Annotated in this window: 14 protein-coding genes; 8 read left to right on the top strand and 6 right to left on the bottom strand. The window is 69.4% G+C overall.

Translation table 11 applies throughout. From position 1 onward, the window contains the following. Genes OB895_RS09090 through OB895_RS09080 form a run of 3 tightly spaced genes read left to right on the top strand, consistent with a single transcriptional unit; the run spans position 1 to position 6,577 of the window. A complete protein-coding gene (locus OB895_RS09090; protein WP_042542241.1) occupies positions 1-1,365 on the top strand; it encodes a hypothetical protein in 1,365 nt (454 codons plus the stop codon). Continuing rightward, the gene (locus OB895_RS09085) at positions 1,362-2,606 is read left to right on the top strand and encodes an FHA domain-containing protein (RefSeq protein ID WP_042542242.1); all 1,245 of its coding nucleotides are present in this window, start codon (positions 1,362-1,364) and stop codon (positions 2,604-2,606) included. The genes OB895_RS09090 and OB895_RS09085 overlap by 4 nt, the downstream gene beginning before the upstream one ends. Further along, the gene (locus OB895_RS09080; RefSeq protein WP_042542243.1) at positions 2,603-6,577 is read left to right on the top strand and encodes a type VII secretion protein EccC; all 3,975 of its coding nucleotides are present in this window, start codon (positions 2,603-2,605) and stop codon (positions 6,575-6,577) included. The genes OB895_RS09085 and OB895_RS09080 overlap by 4 nt, the downstream gene beginning before the upstream one ends. 48 nt (positions 6,578-6,625) lie before the next feature. Here OB895_RS09080 and OB895_RS09075 read toward each other — a convergent pair whose 3' ends face one another. Together OB895_RS09075 and OB895_RS09070 are read right to left on the bottom strand one after the other, a co-directional pair. Then, positions 6,626-7,096, bottom strand: a complete 471-nt coding sequence (locus OB895_RS09075) for a recombinase family protein (RefSeq protein WP_052493032.1) — start codon at positions 7,094-7,096, stop codon at positions 6,626-6,628. A gap of 52 nt (positions 7,097-7,148) precedes the next feature. Then, the gene (locus OB895_RS09070) at positions 7,149-8,138 is read right to left on the bottom strand and encodes a malate dehydrogenase (RefSeq protein WP_042542244.1); all 990 of its coding nucleotides are present in this window, start codon (positions 8,136-8,138) and stop codon (positions 7,149-7,151) included. 51 nt (positions 8,139-8,189) lie between these two features. Between OB895_RS09070 and ypfJ the strand changes: the two genes are divergently transcribed. Beyond that, on the top strand, positions 8,190-9,074 hold the full coding sequence (ypfJ, locus tag OB895_RS09065; protein WP_042542245.1) for a KPN_02809 family neutral zinc metallopeptidase: 885 nt from the start codon (positions 8,190-8,192) through the stop codon (positions 9,072-9,074). 2 nt (positions 9,075-9,076) lie between these two features. Then, positions 9,077-10,039 carry a prolyl aminopeptidase gene (gene pip, locus OB895_RS09060; RefSeq protein WP_042542246.1) on the top strand — a complete coding sequence of 321 codons (963 nt, stop codon included), beginning with the start codon at positions 9,077-9,079 and terminating at the stop codon, positions 10,037-10,039. Between the two features lie 22 nt (positions 10,040-10,061). Here the strand turns inward: pip and OB895_RS09055 are convergent, their stop codons facing one another. The 3 genes from OB895_RS09055 to OB895_RS09045 are packed head-to-tail and all read right to left on the bottom strand — an operon-like array spanning position 10,062 to position 13,544. Then, complete coding sequence (locus OB895_RS09055; protein ID WP_079112187.1) at positions 10,062-11,816, bottom strand: aldehyde dehydrogenase family protein; 1,755 nt, start codon at positions 11,814-11,816, stop codon at positions 10,062-10,064. Between the two features lie 46 nt (positions 11,817-11,862). Next, the gene (locus tag OB895_RS09050) at positions 11,863-13,242 is read right to left on the bottom strand and encodes an MFS transporter (RefSeq protein ID WP_079112188.1); all 1,380 of its coding nucleotides are present in this window, start codon (positions 13,240-13,242) and stop codon (positions 11,863-11,865) included. Between the two features lie 38 nt (positions 13,243-13,280). Further along, positions 13,281-13,544 (bottom strand): glutaredoxin domain-containing protein, encoded by a 264-nt coding sequence (locus OB895_RS09045; protein WP_042542249.1) that lies wholly within the window; start codon positions 13,542-13,544, stop codon positions 13,281-13,283. Positions 13,545-13,643: 99 nt separating this feature from the next. Here OB895_RS09045 and OB895_RS09040 point away from each other — a divergent pair, with 99 nt between their 5' ends. After that, a complete protein-coding gene (locus tag OB895_RS09040; protein ID WP_042542250.1) occupies positions 13,644-14,036 on the top strand; it encodes an SIP domain-containing protein in 393 nt (130 codons plus the stop codon). Between the two features lie 30 nt (positions 14,037-14,066). Here the strand turns inward: OB895_RS09040 and OB895_RS09035 are convergent, their stop codons facing one another. Further along, positions 14,067-14,525, bottom strand: coding sequence for an FAD synthase family protein (locus OB895_RS09035; RefSeq protein ID WP_042542251.1), 459 nt, complete (start codon positions 14,523-14,525; stop codon positions 14,067-14,069). A gap of 97 nt (positions 14,526-14,622) precedes the next feature. On the opposite strand from OB895_RS09035, the gene OB895_RS09030 reads away from it, so the two are divergent. After that, positions 14,623-15,864: a glycosyltransferase gene (locus OB895_RS09030; protein WP_376708809.1), complete on the top strand. Its 1,242-nt coding sequence runs from the start codon at positions 14,623-14,625 to the stop codon at positions 15,862-15,864. A 102-nt stretch (positions 15,865-15,966) separates the two neighbouring features. Beyond that, a complete protein-coding gene (locus OB895_RS09025) occupies positions 15,967-17,175 on the top strand; it encodes a lipopolysaccharide biosynthesis protein (protein ID WP_311879887.1) in 1,209 nt (402 codons plus the stop codon). Positions 17,176-17,215 lie beyond the last annotated feature (40 nt).

Below are 17,215 nucleotides of genomic sequence, written 5' to 3'. Positions count from 1 at the left end.
ATGTCAGTCGAAACGGTAGAGCGGCGTCGGATCGTTCTTCAGAGCGAGGATCGTCGATTCGATCTCTCGCTTCCGTTCGACGAGACCCTCGACGACGCACTCATCCTCAGCGGACTGTCCACGGCTGATCGATTCGTGACGATCGGTCCCGGCGGGTTCGAGATCCCCGGGGACACCGAGTGCGAAGACCTCGTCGATGGCGGTCTCTATGCGCTCATCGACCGCACGGCGCTGGCGCCGCAGGCCCGACCTGCGGTGACGAACGAACGGGCGTCACGCGCAGACCACGGTGCTCGATGGTGGATGCTCGCGGTCAGCGGGCTGCTGCTCGTCGCCGTCTTCGCACAGGGGGCCGGAGATCCGCTGCTCAGACTCCTGATCGGTCTCTTCCTCGTGGTCGGTGCCGTCAGCGGAGCGGTCGCATGGTCGCGCCGGGATTCGGCGGCAGGGGTGCGCGGCATCCTCGGGGTCCTCGCCCCGGTCCTCCTCTCGTTCGCCGCGGGCGCTCTCCTGATCCCGGCGGAACTCGACGCGAGCGCGCACCTCTCCGCCGCCGCAGGTCTTCTCGCCGCCGGAATCACCACGGCGGTCATCGCCGTCTCTGCCCGAGCGCGTCCGATGCGGGCGGCCGCCGGAACCGCGACCGTGCTCCTCGTCGGCGTCGCCGCGGTCTGGGGGCTCGCGTTGCTGCTGCGCTGGGGACCGGCCGAGGCCGCCGCCATCTCGCTCGGACTCGTGCCGCTCGGACTGCGCGCTCTGCCGAGCAGCCTGGTGAACCTCCCTGAGGGGTACTTCATCGACTACAAGCACTTCATGACCAGTCGCTGGACGGTCCGCGGAGCCATCCCCGAGTCCGTCGGTCTCCTGCGACCCGAGCGCATCATCGCCGTCGTCGACGATTCCTCGGCACGACTCATCGCCGGAACCGCCGTGCTCAGCATCGTCGCCGCTCTGATGACCCCCCTCGCGTTCCTGCGTCCGTGGCCGGACGACCCCTTCGTGATCTCCGGAGGCATCGCACTTCTCGTCTGCGTCGGCCTCGCGCTGCTGCTGACACCCCGGCACACGACCTCGCGCATCCTCCGCTGGCTTCCCCGTGCGGCCGCCGCCGTCGTGTTCCTGGTCGCCGGTCTGCAGGCATCCGCCGCGATGGGCGACGGCTTCCAGGTGCTCGGTGCCCTTGTGCTGTTCGCTGTCGGTCTCACCGCGGTCGCGGTCATCATCCCCATCTCGCGCGGCGCGAGCTCGCTCGTCTGGTCGCGCTTCGGAGACGCCTTCGAATGGCTCGCCGTCGCGCTCGCCCTCCCCGCGGCGCTCCTCTACGCGAATGCGCTGTCCCTCCTTCGTGGAATGATGGCGGGATGATCGGGAACGGCGAACCACAGCCCTGGCCGGGCGGTGGCACCATCCCACCCGTGCATCCGGGACCCGGCCAGCCTGGTGAGATCCCCGCGCTGCCGCCGGCGTTGATCGCGGCTCCGCCCGGAGTCGACGGCGCACCGCTGCGGTCGGGATCCACGCCTCCCGCACCGACGCCGATCGTCTCGACACGCGCCAGGACGAGACGCCCCTCTGACGGGCTCGGCCCGGCTTTCGTCGGCGCGCCGGCGGGGACCGGAGCGCGGATCGCCGCCTTCACACTCGATGCCGCGGCAGTGATCCTCAGCGCGGCGATCGTGCTCATCACCACCCGCAGCATGCTGCTCGCAGGGCTCACGGCCGCCGAGCTCGCGATCTTCCTCTGCGTGCTCGAAGCGCGCACCGGACTCACCCTCGGCAACGCCGTGCTTCGTCTGCGCGCCGCCCGCGGCGACCGGCCCTACTCGCCGGGCGTCGGGCGCCAGTTCGTGCGCGCGATCATCACGGGCGCCGGTTTCCTGGTGGCGGTCGGCAGCTGGGTCGTCGTCGCGTCGAGCGCGTGGGATCGCGGTGGTCGCCGTCAGTCCTGGGCCGATCGCGTCGCCGGCACCGTCGTGGTCTCGGTCCCGCCTCGTGCCGCCGCGGACGCACAGCAGAAGGTCTCCGTCGCCGAGGCCGCCGCCCCTCTGGCGCCTCCGCAGGTCGTGCCTCTGGGCGCACACCCGTCCGTCATCGACGAGGACTCCGAGCCGACCGACTCTCGCGCGGCCTCGCACCGCACCGAGACGCCCGCACCCGTGTCGCAGGGGGACAACAGGCCGCTCTTCACCGTCGCCCCGGCCGCAGCACAGCAGTCCGATCCCGCCGCCCAGGCATCCGAGTCCGGAGCGCTGCTCCTGATCTTCGACACCGGGCAGCGCGTGCAGCTCGGGCTGCCGCTCGCGGCGAACCTCGGACGCGCACCTGCGGCGAGTGTGCACGACGACCGACTCGTGATCGTGACCGACCCCGACTCTTCGGTGTCGAAGACGCACCTGCGCCTCGAGCACTCGCGCGGCCGCACCTGGGTCACCGATTTCGGATCCACCAACGGCTCCGACATCCGATCCGACGACGGGCAGACGACCGAGCTCGTCGCCGGTGAGCGCGTCCTGCTCGACGACGCGGATCGCGTCAGGATCGGCAACCGCAGCTTCACCATCAGCCTCCTGCTGGCCACGGACAGCAGCGCCGGAGAGAGAGCATGACAGGACCCCGTCTCGCGCCGCCCCGCGTCCCCTCCGGAAAGCTCCCCGTTCAGGCGCCCCCTGAGCTTCAGCCCAATGACGGCGGCATGGGGATCCTCGGATCCCTGCTGCCGATGCTGGGCAGTGTGGGTGCGATCGTCATGGTCACGATGTCGAACCAGTCGGTGACGGGTCTGCTCACCGGCGGCATGTTCCTGCTGTCGTCGCTCGGGTTCGTCGCGGTGAACGGCTGGCGTCAGCGATCGCAGCGTCAGGCTGCGACTCTCGGCGAGCGTCGGGAGTACCTCGCGTACCTGACCGAGCTGCGCCAGACAGTGAGGGTCGCGGCGCGGCAGCAGCGCCGCGCGGCGAACTGGCACCTTCCTGCGCCTTCGGCCCTGCCCTACATCGCCGAAGAGCGCACGAGGGTGTGGGAGCGCGGCGTGAACGACCCCGATTTCCTCTCCGTGCGCGTCGGCACGAGCGACCAGCCGCTGTGCATCTCGCTCGAGGCGCCCGAGCTGCCCCCGCTCGCGCAGCTCGACCCGGTCGCCGCATCGGCCGCGCATCGCTTCATGCTGACGCACGAGATCCAGAAGAACCTCTCGCTCGGCATCACGCTGCGCGACTACGCCCGTGTCGAGATCACGGGAGACGAGACCGAATCCCGCGGCCTCGCGCGCGCCATGCTGCTGCACCTCGCGACCATGCACGACCCAGACACGGTGCAGATCGTGATCGCCGCTGACGCGGCCGTGCTGCCCCAGTGGGAATGGGCCAAGTGGATGCCGCACACGCATTCGCGCACGGTCAGGGACGGTCTCGGCGCCGCACGCATGATCGGCTCTCAGCTGTCAGAGCTCGAGGACATGCTCCCCGCTGAGGTGCGCGAGCGGCCGCGTTTCGCCCGCGACGGCTCCGGCGTCAAGGCGCCGCACATCGTGATCCTGACGGATGGCATCACCACCTCGTTCAACGACGTGCTGGCGAGCGGCGACGGCGTGCAGGGGGTGACCGTGATCGACCTCCCCTCCCGGTGGGGCGATCTCGACGACCCGAACGCCCTGCGCATCGCGTTCGCGCCGGGCGACAAGGGCAGCCGAGCCGAGCTCGTCAGTCTGCAGGTGCCTGCTCGCCCCTTCGAGGCCGACGCGATCAGCATCGTCGAAGCCGAGGCGACCGCCCGGCGACTCATCGCCCTCTACTCGGGCGGCACGACGATCACGAAGAAGAAGAGCGCGACCGATCAGGCCGAGCTCGTCGAGCTGCTCGGCCTCCCCGACGTCCGTGATCTCGATCTCGATGCGGCCTGGTCGCCGCGTCTCGAGCGGGATCGGCTGCGTGTGCCCATCGGGCAGACGGAAGACGGCAGCCCGCTGATCCTCGACATCAAAGAGTCGGCTCAGCAGGGCATGGGCCCGCACGGCCTCATCATCGGTGCGACCGGTTCGGGAAAGTCCGAGGTCCTCCGCACGCTCGTGCTCGCGCTCGCGATGACCCACTCGCCCGAGCAGCTCAACTTCGTGCTCGTCGACTTCAAGGGTGGAGCCACCTTCGCAGGCATGGCCGACATGCCGCACGTGTCGGCGATCATCACGAACCTCGGCGAGGAGATCTCGCTGGTCGACCGCATGCAGGATGCGCTGCAGGGTGAGATGGTTCGGCGTCAGGAACTGCTCCGGGCGACCGGACCCTTCGCCAACGTCGCCGACTACGAGAAGGCCCGTCGTGGCGGCCGCACCGACCTCGCGCCGCTTCCTGCGCTGCTCATCGTCGCCGACGAGTTCTCGGAGCTGCTGTCGGCGAAGCCCGAGTTCGTCGACACCTTCGTGAACATCGGCCGACTCGGCCGTTCGCTGCAGGTGCACCTGCTGCTCTCGTCGCAGCGTCTGGAAGAGGGCAAGCTCCGCGGACTCGACACCCACCTGTCGTACCGCATCGGTCTGCGCACCTTCTCCGCCGCCGAATCGCGCACCGTCCTCGGAGTCCCCGACGCCTATCACCTGCCCACGCAGCCCGGCGCCGGAATCCTGAAGTCCGACACCGAGACCATGACGCAGTTCCGTGCCGCCTACGTGTCAGGACCCCCGCCCCGCCGTCGGCGCCGTGCGGCATCCGGTTCTGCGCAGAGCACGGGCTCGACCGCGGTCGAGCTCTTCACCGCGGCGCCGGTGTGGCGAGCCGAGACGACGGTCGAGGAGCCCGAGGTCGTCGTCGACGCCGAGCCCGAAGAGAAGCGCAACAGCTTCGAGATCGCCGTCGAGATGATGAGCGGACGAGGGCCGGCGGCCCACCAGGTGTGGCTGCCGCCGCTCGAGACCCCTGCCACCCTCGATCAGCTGTTCGGCGATCTCGTCGAAGACCCCGCCCTCGGACTCATCTCGCCGCGGTGGAGAGGTGCTGGGGCGCTCACCGTGCCGCTCGGAATCGTCGATGTGCCGCTCGAGCAGCGGCGCGAGAATCTCGCGATCTCGCTCGGGGGCGCGGCCGGTCACATGGCGATCGTCGGTGCGCCGCTCAGCGGCAAGAGCACCCTCGCCCGCACCGCGCTGGTCGCCCTCGCCCTCACGCACACACCACAGGAGGTGCAGTTCTTCGTCATCGACTTCGGCGGTGGCAGCTTCACGGGACTGCAGCGTTTCACGCACATCAGCGGCGTGGCGACGCGCTCCGAGCCCGACATCGTGCGCCGCACGGTCGCCGAGGTCACCAGCCTGCTCAACGCGCGCGAGGTGTATTTCCGGCAGAACGGCATCGACTCGATCGACACCTACCGACAGCGCCGCGCCCAAGGACTCGCCGATGACGGATACGGCGACATCTTCCTCATGGTCGACGGCTGGGGAACCCTGCGTGCGGAGTTCGAGATGCTCGAACCGCAGATCCATGCCATCGCCGCGCGAGGACTCACCTACGGCGTGCACATCATCATCACGGCGTCGCGCTGGATGGAGGTCCGTGCCAACATCAAGGACCTCATCGGCACCCGCATCGAGCTGCGGCTCGGCGACCCGACGGACTCCGAGGTCAACCGCAAGGCCGCCGAGAACGTCACGGCGATCCCTGGTCGCGGTCTCAACGAGAACGGCCTGCAGATGCTCACGGCGCTGCCGCGCATCGACGGCGTCGACGACGCATCCTCGCTCGCCGGCGGCATCGACGATCTCGTCACCCGCGTCGCATCCGCATGGCACGGCCCCGCCGGCCCCAAGCTGCGTCTGCTGCCCTCGCGCATCAGCCACGCCGACCTCCGGGCAGTGGCCGCCGCCGCGTCGGCGGACGGCTCGGAGCCGCGTGAGATCCTGCTCGGCATCGACGAGGCGAACCTCGCGCCGTTCTCGATCGACCCGCTCGAAGAGCCGCTGCTCTATCTCTACGGCGACGCAGATTCGGGCAAGTCGTCGATGCTCCGCGGTGTCGTGCACGAGATCACGCGTCTCTATGGTCCGACCGAGGCGAAGATCTTCGTCGTCGACTACCGTCGCGCGCTGCTCGGTGAGATCCCGCAGGACTACCTCGGTGCCTACCTCACCTCGCACGAGATGACCGAGGGTGGGATGAGCGAGCTCGCCCAGTTCTTCCAGAGCCGCATCCCCGGCCCCGACGTCACGCCCGACCAGCTGCGCTCACGGTCGTGGTGGAAGGGCGCAGAGGGCTTCGTGCTGATCGACGACTACGACCTCGTGTCGACGTCGCAGGGCAACCCCGTCGCGGTGCTCGCCCCGCTGCTCGCGCAGGCGGCAGACCTCGGTCTTCACGTGATCCTCACGCGTCGCACCGGTGGAGCGAGCCGTGCCGCCTACGATCCGATCATCCAGCGCATGACCGACCTGGGCGCCACCGGCATCCTGCTCTCGGGAAACCCCGAGGAGGGACAGCTGATCGGCAAGGTCAAGGCGATCCCGGCGATCCCCGGCCGTGCCCAGATCGTCAGCCGCGACCGCGGGCTGGTCGCCGCACAGCTGCTGTGGGTGCCGCCGAGCTATCAGTGATCTGGCGGGGGCGGTCAGTGGGCGAGTGCGCCGACTGGCCGCCTGAGCTCAGCGGGTCGCGTCGGCGAGGTGACGTGCGTCGTGGCTCAGCACCTTGACGATGATGCCGTGGCGACGCAGCTCCTTGGCGGTGCGAGCACCCTCCTCGGCGTCGCGCCCCAGAGCGTTGATGTTCGCCACGACGAGAACGTCTCCGGTCTTCAGCGTGCCGATCAGGCGCGACAGTCGATCGCTCCAGCTCTCGAGGATGTCGGGAGCGGGGTGACGGAACCCCTCGATCGGCACCCCGAACCGGGTGAGGTCGTCGCGCTGCTCGACCACCGACGGCATGCCCTCGCGGGAGACGACGAGTCCGACCAGGCGTGACCCGTCGGGGCGCGCGAGCCAGAAGTCGCGGTTCTGCTGCAGTTCGGTGAAGCACTTGGGGCACTCCGCGGCCGCGTGCGGCAGATGCAGCGGACTCGTCAGGGCCTCGTCGACGGATGCCGTCGCCTTCATGGGATCGATCGTCTCGCTCATCGCGCACCTCCGGCATCCATTCTGCCCTGATCGGAGCCGGCGCGGTGACCTTTCAGAGCATCCCGAGCGCGCGTACCGCTTCTCGTTCCTCTACGAGCTCGGCCACGGAGGCGTCGATGCGAGCCTGGGCCCATTCACTGATCTCGAGCCCTTCGACGATCTGCCACTCTCCGTCGATCGACCGCACCGGGAACGACGAGATCAGACCAGCGGGAACGCCGTACTCGCCGTGCGAGACGACCCCGGCAGAGGTCCAGTCGTCGGTGCCGTGCACCCAGTCGCGCACGTGCTCGATCGTGGCGTTCGCGGCAGACGCCACGGAAGACGAGCCGCGCACCCGGATGATCTCGGCCCCTCGCTTCGCGACACGAGGGATGAAGGTCTCATCGAGCCACGTGGGCACATCGCCGACGATGGCCTCGAGAGCCTTCGCGACCGGTTCTCCTGCCACTGTCGCGTGCGAGACGTCGGGGAACTGCGTCGCCGAGTGGTTGCCCCAGATGGGCACACGACGAATGGTGTCGACCGGCACTGCGAGCGTCTGCGCCAGCTGTGCCCTGGCGCGATTCTCGTCGAGTCGGGTGAGAGCGGTGAATCGCTCTGCAGGGATGCCGTCGGCCGCGGCCGCGGCGATCAGCGCGTTCGTGTTCGCCGGGTTGCCCACCACGGTGACGCGCACGTCGGACGACGCGTGGGCCGCGATCGCGGCGCCCTGCGGGCCGAAGATGCCGGCGTTGGCGGCGAGCAGGTCTCCGCGTTCCATCCCGGGTCCTCGTGGACGAGCGCCGACCAGCAGAGCGAGGTCGCACCCGTCGAAGCCGACGGCGGGGTCGTCCGTGACCTCGACGTGCTCGAGCAGGCCGAAGGCGCCGTCCTGCAGCTCGAGGGCCGCTCCCTCGGCGGCGCCGAGCCCCTGGGGGATCTCCAGCAGCCGCAGTCGCACCTTCTCGTCGGGGCCGAGCATGTCTCCGGCGGCGATTCTGAACAGCAGTGCGTAGCCGATCTGTCCGCCCGCACCCGTGAGCGTGATGGTGGTCGTCATGACTCGAGCCTACGACCGTGAAGAGGCCGCCGTGCAGAGTACCCTCGTGGCATGACCTTCAACCCTGACGCTGATGTCTCCGGCAACACCGCCCGCCGACGCGGCCGCGGCGCCGTCGTCGCCGGAGCGGGCGGTGTCGGCCTGCTCGGCATCATCGCCCTGATCGCCGGACCACTGCTGGGCATCGACCTGACCGGCCTGCTGGGCGGCGGTGGCGGCACCGGCGGGGGCACCGAGCCTGCGGGCGGCAGCGTGATCGAGAACTGCCTCACCGGCGAGGACGCCAACGAGAACGTCGACTGCCGAGTGGCGGCCTCGCAGCTGGCGCTCGACGGCTACTGGGAGGACCACGTCGAGGGCTACCGCCCGCCGCAGCTCATCATCGTCGACGGAGCCACCTCGACCTCGTGCGGCACCGCGTCGAACGCGGTCGGCCCGTTCTACTGCCCGCCCGATGAGACGGTCTTCATCGATCCCACGTTCTTCGACCTCATGCAGCAGCAGTTCGGGGCATCCGCCGGCGATCTCGCTCAGCTCTACATCGTGGGTCACGAGTGGGGCCACCACATCCAGTACATCACCGACGTGATGAATCAGTATCCGAACAACGGCACCGGCCCGGACAGCAACGGCGTGCGCATCGAGCTGCAGGCCGACTGCTATGCGGGCGCCTGGATCGGGCAGATGACCCAGGAGAAGGACCCGGACGGTGTCCCCTACCTGTTGGAGCCGACCGAGGCGGAGATCACCGACGCGCTGAACGCCGCGAACACGGTCGGCGACGACAACATCCAGGAGCAGTCGTCCGGTTCGGTCAACCCCGAGAGCTTCACGCATGGCACCAGCGAGCAGCGGCAGGGGTGGTTCGCGAGCGGCTACAAGTACGGACTCGATGTGTGCGCCGACCCGCTCACGGCGGCGCCCGGAGAACTCTGACCATGGAACTCGACGCGCTGTATCCGCCCATCGAACCGTACGACTCCGGTGAACTGCTCGTCGGCGACGGGCACCGCATGTACTGGGAGACCAGCGGCAACCCCGAGGGCAAACCCGTGGTGTTCCTGCACGGCGGCCCCGGCAGCGGCACGTCGCCGTGGCAGCGTCGGTTCTTCGACCCTGAGGTGTATCGGATCGTGCTCCTCGACCAGCGCGGGTGCGGGCGCAGCACTCCGCACGCGAGCGCCCCCGATGTCGACCTCCGCTTCGTCACCACCGCGCACCTGATCGCCGACATCGAGCTGCTTCGCCGCAACCTCGGCATCGAGCGGTGGCAGGTGTTCGGCGGGTCGTGGGGGAGTGCACTCGCGCTCGCCTACGCGCAGGCTCATCCGGATGCCGTCAGCGAGCTGATCCTGCGGGGCATCTTCACACTCCGTCGGGCAGAGCTGGAGTGGTTCTACGAGGGCGGCGCCGCCGCTCTGTTCCCCGACCTCTGGGAGGAGTACATCGCGCCCATCCCGGTGCTCGAGCGCTCGCACATGATCGAGGCCTATCACCGGCGTCTGTTCGACCCCGATCCGGCCGTGCACGAACCGGCGGCTGTCGCCTGGTCGCGGTGGGAAGCCTCGACGGTCACGTTGCGCCCGGATGCCGCGCAGATCGAGGCGATGTCCGACCCGCACACGGCGACCGCCTTCGCCCGCATCGAGAACCACTTCTTCGTGAACCGCGGATGGTGGACCGAGGGGCAGCTCATCGCCGGTGTCGACGGCATCCGTCACATCCCGACCGTCATCGTGCAGGGGCGTCACGACGTGTGCACTCCGATGATGACCGCCTGGGACCTGCATACCGCCTGGCCGGAGGCCGAGTTCGTCGTCATCGACGATGCCGGACACTCGGCGACGGAGCCCGGCATCCAGCGCGCGCTGCGCGCCGCGACCGACCGCTTCGCCGGCTGAGCCCGCGGCGGCCGGTCGCGCGTCAGGCGCGCAGCGCCGCGGTCAGGGTCTTCAGCAGCCCGATCGTGCCGCCGTGCGCGCGGAACCGCGTGAGGCCCTCGCTCACCGCTGCGCCCGTCCGGGAGGAGACGAACCACGGCGGCTTGGGCAGGATGGTGAGGCGCCCGCCGCCGTTGACGACCGGAAGAGAACGCGGGAACGGCCGGAAGGGTCCGCGGATCACCGAGCGCTCGACGCGATCGAGCAGGAGTGCGTTGTGGACGACGCCGATGCCGCTGCCGACGTCGGCGATCGTGCTGCCGGGGAACGCTCCCCAGGTCATGGTCGGGGTGATGAAGCCGAAGGCCGTCCAGCCGTTGATCGCGATCGAGCCATAGCGAAGGGCCGCGATCGCCCGGTCGAATCCCGCGCCCAGTGCCTTCTCGGTCGACGGGTCGATCAGCAGGTTCGCGCCGAGCGTGCCCTGCAGCCGGTCGTTCGCGTAGGCCACGGCCGCGTCGAGGAACTCCTGGCCGGTGCCCGCCACCGAGACGACGCCCAGCACCGGAGCGAAGTACTCGGTGCTCTGCAGCGCTGTCGCGTCGTCGCCGTCGGAGACCTCGACCAGCACACGATCGCCGAGCACGAGGGCGTCGGGGTACGCATCGGTCGCGAGGTGCATCCTCGAGGTCGCACCGGGGTACCAGATCGGCCGGTCCGGAGCGTTCGCGTAGGCGCGGCGCAGAGCGGCTCGGAAGTCGTCGGCCTGCGCCCAATCCGACGACATGATCACCACCTGGCCGGCGATGCAGTTGTGTCCGCTGTTCTGCAGACGCATCGTCGCGACATGCTCCGCCTGATACGTGAGATCGGCGTCCGTCCACTCGCCCGGGACGATGATGATGGGCGAGACCCCGCCGAGCTCGGCCGTGATGGGCTTCTTCAGCAGCGGACGGTTCTCACGGCGCCGCCGCGTGGCCGCAGCCCCCGTGCCCCACACGATGGCGTCGAAGGTCGCGGCCGACCCCGTGATGTGCACGTGCACGAGGTCGGGGTGGCCGGTCAGGTAGGCGCCGACGTCGGGCCCGCCGCGCGTGATGCGCAGCAGCCCAGGACCGATGAGCGGCGCGAGCGCTCGCTTGTAGACGGGCACGAGCGCGTCCTGCGTCGGATTGACCTTGAGCAGCGCCGTGCGATTGTGAGCGAGCAGTTCGTAGAGCACGTCGAGCACCGGGATCGAGGTGATGTTGCCGGCGCCGAGCACGAGTCCCACGCCCCCCGAGTCCGACGGGGTGCGCTGCGCGAGCCCTGCCGCGGCGCGCGCGCCGTTGGGGGTGACGCCGGGTTCGAGCCAGACCTCTCCCGTGTGGCCGGAGAGCAGGAACCGGTCGATGCCGGTGAGGGGAAAGGCCCGCACGCGGGTGCGTCCGCCGGGAGCCCGGTCGATCGTGATCCCGTCCAGCGGGTTGGTGCCGTTCGCGAGGCGCGTGAGCGTCTCGATGTAGGCATCGAGGGCGCCGAGCACGCTGTAGGGTCCGCTGAGCCATTCCTCCCCGCGCAGCGGATGCCGGCCGTCGAGGCCCTTCGACGCGGCTGCGGTGTCGGCCCAGTCCTCCGCAGCGGCGGCGACGCTCGAGCGCACGGCGCGCAGCAGGGTGACCCGCTGGGCGAGCGTCAGGGCCGACCACGTGCGGGTGCCGCCCTGAAGGTCGTCGATCGCGGCGTCGAGGCGATCGCGTTCGGCCTCTCCGAGCTCCGGGGTCTTCGTCGAAGCGGCGGGCGTTGTCGCAGAAGTCATCGGCGTCTCCTTCGGGCGGGATCCCAGCTTATGTCGCGCACTCCGGTCAGGCGTCGATGTCGGCGCGGCGCAGGCGGTAGCGGCGAAGCGTGAGCAGGCTCGCCGCCATCAGCAGGGCGGGCAGGATGCTGAATGCGAGCACGATGCCGGTGATCGCGGCGTCCGGCTGCTGCGTGGTCGTGCCCGCCACGCTCGAGACGTATCCCGTCGCGGCCAGCGTGAGGGAGACCGTGCTCGCTCCGAGCGCGAACCCGACGGTCTCTCCTGCCGTCCAGACGCCCGTGAAGGTGCCGGCCCGGCCTCTTCCGGTGCGGCGCTCGTCGTGTGAGATCACATCGGGCAGCATCGCCATCGGCAGCGACTGCAGCCCGGCATAGGCGATGCCGGCCACCGCGATCGAGCCGTACATCCAGGGGCCCGGCGTCCAGACGGCCAGGACGAGTGATGCGGCGGCGATCAGGAAGAGGATGCTCGCGAGAGCGAACGCCCGCTCCTTGCCCAGGCGCCGGGCGACGACCGTCCAGCCCGGCGTCGCGAGCAGGGCGGGCCCGACGAGCGCCAGGAACACGAGTGTCACGGCGTCTTCGGAGCGCAGCACCCATGTGGCGACGTACTGCGCGCCGGCGAGCATGGTCCCGGTCGCGAGCGCCTGCAGCACGAACGTGCCGAGGAGGGCGCGGAACGGCTGACTGCGTCGTAGAGTGCGCACGCCGGCGGCATACTGCTCCCGGAGTCCTGCCGGAGCGACCGCCGGGGGGCGTTCGTCCGCGGCCATGTGATGGGCGGCGGCATCCGCTGTCCGTGACGCGATGAGCATGCCGACGCCGATGACCACGCCCGCCACCACGCCCATCAGCAGGTATCCCGCGACGGGGTCGGCGGTGGCGCCCCTCAGCTCGGGGCCGCCGGCGCCGAAGAGCAGGATGGCTGCGGTGAGCACGACGACGCGCCACCCGAGCAGCCGGGTGCGCTCGTCGTAGCCCGAGGTCAGTTCGGCGGGCAGTGCGACGTAGGGCACCTGGAACAGGCTGAAGGACGTCGCTGTGGCGAGGAACGCGAGGAGCACGCAGACGGCGCCGGCGGTCGGGCCCCAGGACGGGGGCACCGCGAAGGTGAGCGCGAAGAACACCGGAAGAGTGAGGCCGCCTGCGACCATGAATCCTCGACGCGAGCCGGTCCTCGCGTACTGACGGTCCGACGCGGCGCCGATCACCGGGTCGATGATGACGTCCCAGATCTTCGCCCCGGTGACGATGAGGCCGGCGGTGAGGGCGGCGACACCCAGATTGTCGGTGAGGAAGTACGTCAGAACCAGCCCGGGGAGGGTCGCGTACCCGCCTGTGCCGAGCGAGCCGATCGCGTAGAGGGCGACCGTGCGGGCGGACAGGCGGACGGAGGCTGCTTCGGGCCGAGCCGCGGTGCTCATCGCGCCAGTGTATCGGTGCGCGAAGAGCCTGCTTCAGGTCAGATGAGCGAGAGCTCCCGGAGCTTCGACTCGACGTCCGCGTTCGACGGCTCGACGTGGTGCGAGGAGTCGGGGTAGAGCACCACGGGGATGTTCATGCGGCCCGAGATCTCCTTCGCGATGTCGGCCGCCGAAGGGTCGGCGACGAGGTCGACGTAGGTGTACTCCACGCCGAGGGAGTCGAGTTGCTTCTTGGTGCGGATGCAGTCGCGGCACCAGTCGGCGCCGAACACGGTGATCGCGGAGTCTGCGGGAGAAGTCATGCTTCCAGCGTAGAGCGCCCTGGCTGGGCGGGCGCCGAGCGGAGGGATGCCGTCGATCGATCATTGCTCACTAAGGGTAGCCTTACCTATACTTGGTGCATGAACAGCGCGTGCGAGCATCTCGAAGACCCCGACTGGGAGAACATCGAGGGGGTCGTGCTCATCGCCGGCGACTCGACCGACGCCGGAGCCATCGCCGCCATCGCCGCACGGCTGCCCTGGGATGCCGAGGGGGTCATCCTCCTCGAGGCGGCCGCACGCATCCAGTTCCGCCACATCGACGTGCCCGAGGGGGTGTCGGTGCGCTGGCTGCTGCGCGGCGACGGCATCCGTCAGCATGCGAAAGGCGAACGCCTCGCGAATGCCGTGCACTCGTGGTGCATCGAGTGGACGTGCGCGGAGCCCGCGCTGCAATGGACGGTCTGGCTCGGCGCGCATACGCCTCCGCACGTGGCGCGGATGGCACGCAGTCTGCTCGGCGTCGCGAACTGACGCCGCGGGCGCAGCGTCAGCGGGCCCGATTCAGCGGGTCGCGAGCGCCGGAGCGCCGACGGTCGCGCCGGCGCTGATCGCATCGAGCGCGCGGCGGAGCGACGAGCTCGACGTGTGCGCCGTGTACGGGAAGTACACGACCTCGACGCCCACCTCCGCGAACTCCCGCTCGAGCCGCAGGCCCTTGTCGGTGCCGCGCCAGTCGTCGCCCTTGAAGAAGTGCGTGAACTGCACGTCTCGCCACGAATCCATCTTCGACGGAGTGGTCTCGACGTAGACGTCGTCGACGAACGAGATGTGACGGACGATCTCCGCCCGCTCAGCGGTCGGGATGACGGGCTCGATGCCCTTCACCTGCCGCAGCATCTCATCGCTGACGACACCGGCGACGAGGATGTCGCAGTGCTGCTTGGCGTGACGAAGAAGGTTGAGATGCCCGACGTGAAACAGGTCGAAAGCACCCACGGCATAGCCGATGCGCGTCCCCATGATCTCCCCAGATCAGTATTTCCCCAGAGGCGGATCCCCATCCGCCCAGCGACTCCCACAGCCGCATCCCGTCACTCTAGCAGGTCGTCGTTTCCTCATGCATAGGAACACATGGAACTATGGAGTCCGCAGTGCTGTCGGCACAGGGGAGGGGCGCACAGTGGGGACATCGGTCACCGTCATCGTGCCGACCTTCAACGAGCGTGAGAACGTCGCCGAGCTCGTCGCACGCACCGCCGTCGCGCTCGCCGGATACGACGCGGAGATCCTCTTCGTCGACGACAGCACCGACAGCACCGCCGCCGAGGTCGAGCGGGTGGCCGCCGACGCCCCGCTGCCGGTCAGGGTCATCCACCGCACGGACAACACCGGCGGACTCGGGGGAGCGGTCGCCGTGGGCCTCGAGGCCGCGGCATCCGATCTCTGCATCGTCATGGACGGCGACCTGCAGCATCCGCCCGAACTGCTTCCTGCACTGGTGCGCCGGCACGACGAAGGCGATGCCGATGTCGTGGCAGCCTCGCGCTACATCGGCGGGGGCGACATGAGCGGTCTGGGCACTGCCGTGCGGTTCGGAGTCTCTCGGTCGGCCACGTGGCTGACGCGAGCGATGTTCCCGATCCGTCTCGCGCGCAGCACCGATCCGATGACCGGCTTCTTCCTGGTCGACCGCTCGCGCCTCGACCTCTCCGCCCTCAGGCCGCAGGGCTTCAAGATCCTTCTCGAGATCCTCGCCCGCACCGATCTGCGCATCGCCGAGGTGCCGATGGAGTTCGGCGAGCGCCGCCACGGAACCTCCAAGGCGAGCCTGCGTCAGGGGGCGACCTTCGTCGCGCACCTGGCCAGACTGCGATTCGGCAAGATGTCGCTCTTCGCGATGATCGGTGTGATCGGGGCGGTCGCCAACCTCGGCATCATGTGGCTGCTGACGCAGGCCGGTGTGCCCTACATCTGGGCGGCGATCATCGGCGCCGAGGTCACCATCATCGGCAATTTCATCCTGCAGGAGCGATTCGTCTTCGCGGATATGCGCACGGATGCGCGAGGGCTGGGCGGCCGCTTCGCCGCGTCGTTCACGTTCAACAACGTCGAGGCAGCGCTGCGCATCCCGGTGATGGCATTGATGGTCGAGACCTGGCATATCTCGAGCGTCCTCGCGACGGGACTGTCGCTCATCGTCGCGTTCTTCGCGCGCTTCCTCTTCCACTCCCTGGTCGTATATGCGCCGAAACGGCGTGTGAAGGCGGACGCGACGACGGGCGAGCCGAAGCCGGACACCGCGACCGTGCGCATCATCCGGGCGATCGACGCCGAGGCGATGAAGCCCGGCGAGCTCTGAGGTCGTGTCGAGTCGGATCACTGTGCGGCGCGCCGGGTCCCCGCGGTAGACCCGAACTCGTGATCCGGTCGTGCGTGCGAGGATGTCTGGCGGGGAGGCGAGATGAAACGCAAGGCTCTGGGGGCCGTGATCGCGCAAGCGGCGCAGGCGGGAATAGGTCTGCTTCTGCAGATACTCGTCGCGCGACTGCTCGGGATCGACGAGTACGGGCGCTTCGCGATCCTGTACGGGGTCGTGATCGTCGCGACGGCCGTGGTGACGGGGCTCATCGGCGATTCACTCGTCGTGCTGGAGCGTTCGCAGCGTGCGATCCGGGCCGGTCTGCAGGCGATGCTGCTCATCACGTCGGCGGTGCTCGCGGCTGGTGCGTTCCTGACCGCCTGGCTGACGGGCTTCTCGGATGCGCTCGAAGCGGCGATCTTCGCGGTCGCCCTCGCCGCATTCGCCGTCGAGGAGATCGTGCGGCGGCTCCTTATCGCGCACATGTCGTTCGTGCGCACCGCCGCCACCGATATCTCGGGATTCATCGTCGCGCTCGCGATCATCCTCGCCGTGAATGCGACCGGCACCCTCTCGCTGGGGGTGTTCCTCGCGGGCATCGCTGCGGGGCAGATCGTCGCGACAGTCATCGGCTGGTTGCTCGTGCCCCGCTCCGATCGACATCTCGTCGGACTCCGCGGTGCCGCGATCGCCCCTGTCTGGCGCTATGGCATGTGGCGGGGGCTGCAGCAGGTGCTGCGCCCCAGCCTGTTCACGGTGCTGCGCCTGCTGGTGCTCGCGGGCGCCGGACTCACCGCGGTCGGCCTGCTCGAAGCTGCGCGCACGTACACATCGCCACTGATCCTGGTGATCGGTGGGCTCTCGTCGTTCCTGTTCGTGCGCTTCGCCGACCAGCACAGAGCAGGCACGGGAGGCTCCGTCCGTGAGGCGGACCGCGTCGTGGGCTTCCTCCTGATCGGCACGGTCCTGATGAGCGTCGTCGCCGTGGCGCTGGTTCCCTGGGTGAGTCCGCTTCTCTTCGACGTCGAGGTCGATCCGCTCGCGGTGGTCGCCTGGCTCGCGTATGGGATGTCCGTCGCGATCGTCACCCCGTACGGCGCACTGGGAGCGGTCGGAGGCAAGCAGGTGGCGGTGTTCCTGATCCGCCTCTCGGACACCATCCTCGCGATCATCGCCGTGATCGTGATGCTCGCGTGGGGAGCGGAACCGTCGACTCTCCCGTTCGCGCTCGCGGTGGCGTCGATGCTCGGCGGTCTGGGGCTGCGGTGGCTCGTCGTCGCCGACGGTCGGACCGAGAGGCCGCCGCGGTAACAGGTGGCCGCGGGGCGAATGGTAGGTTTAGGCCCTGTCT

The organism is Microbacterium forte (assembly GCF_031885415.1).
Taxonomy (GTDB): domain Bacteria; phylum Actinomycetota; class Actinomycetes; order Actinomycetales; family Microbacteriaceae; genus Microbacterium; species Microbacterium forte.
Note: the sequence above shows the minus strand (reverse complement) of the source record. Positions and strands in the feature narration are given on the sequence as shown.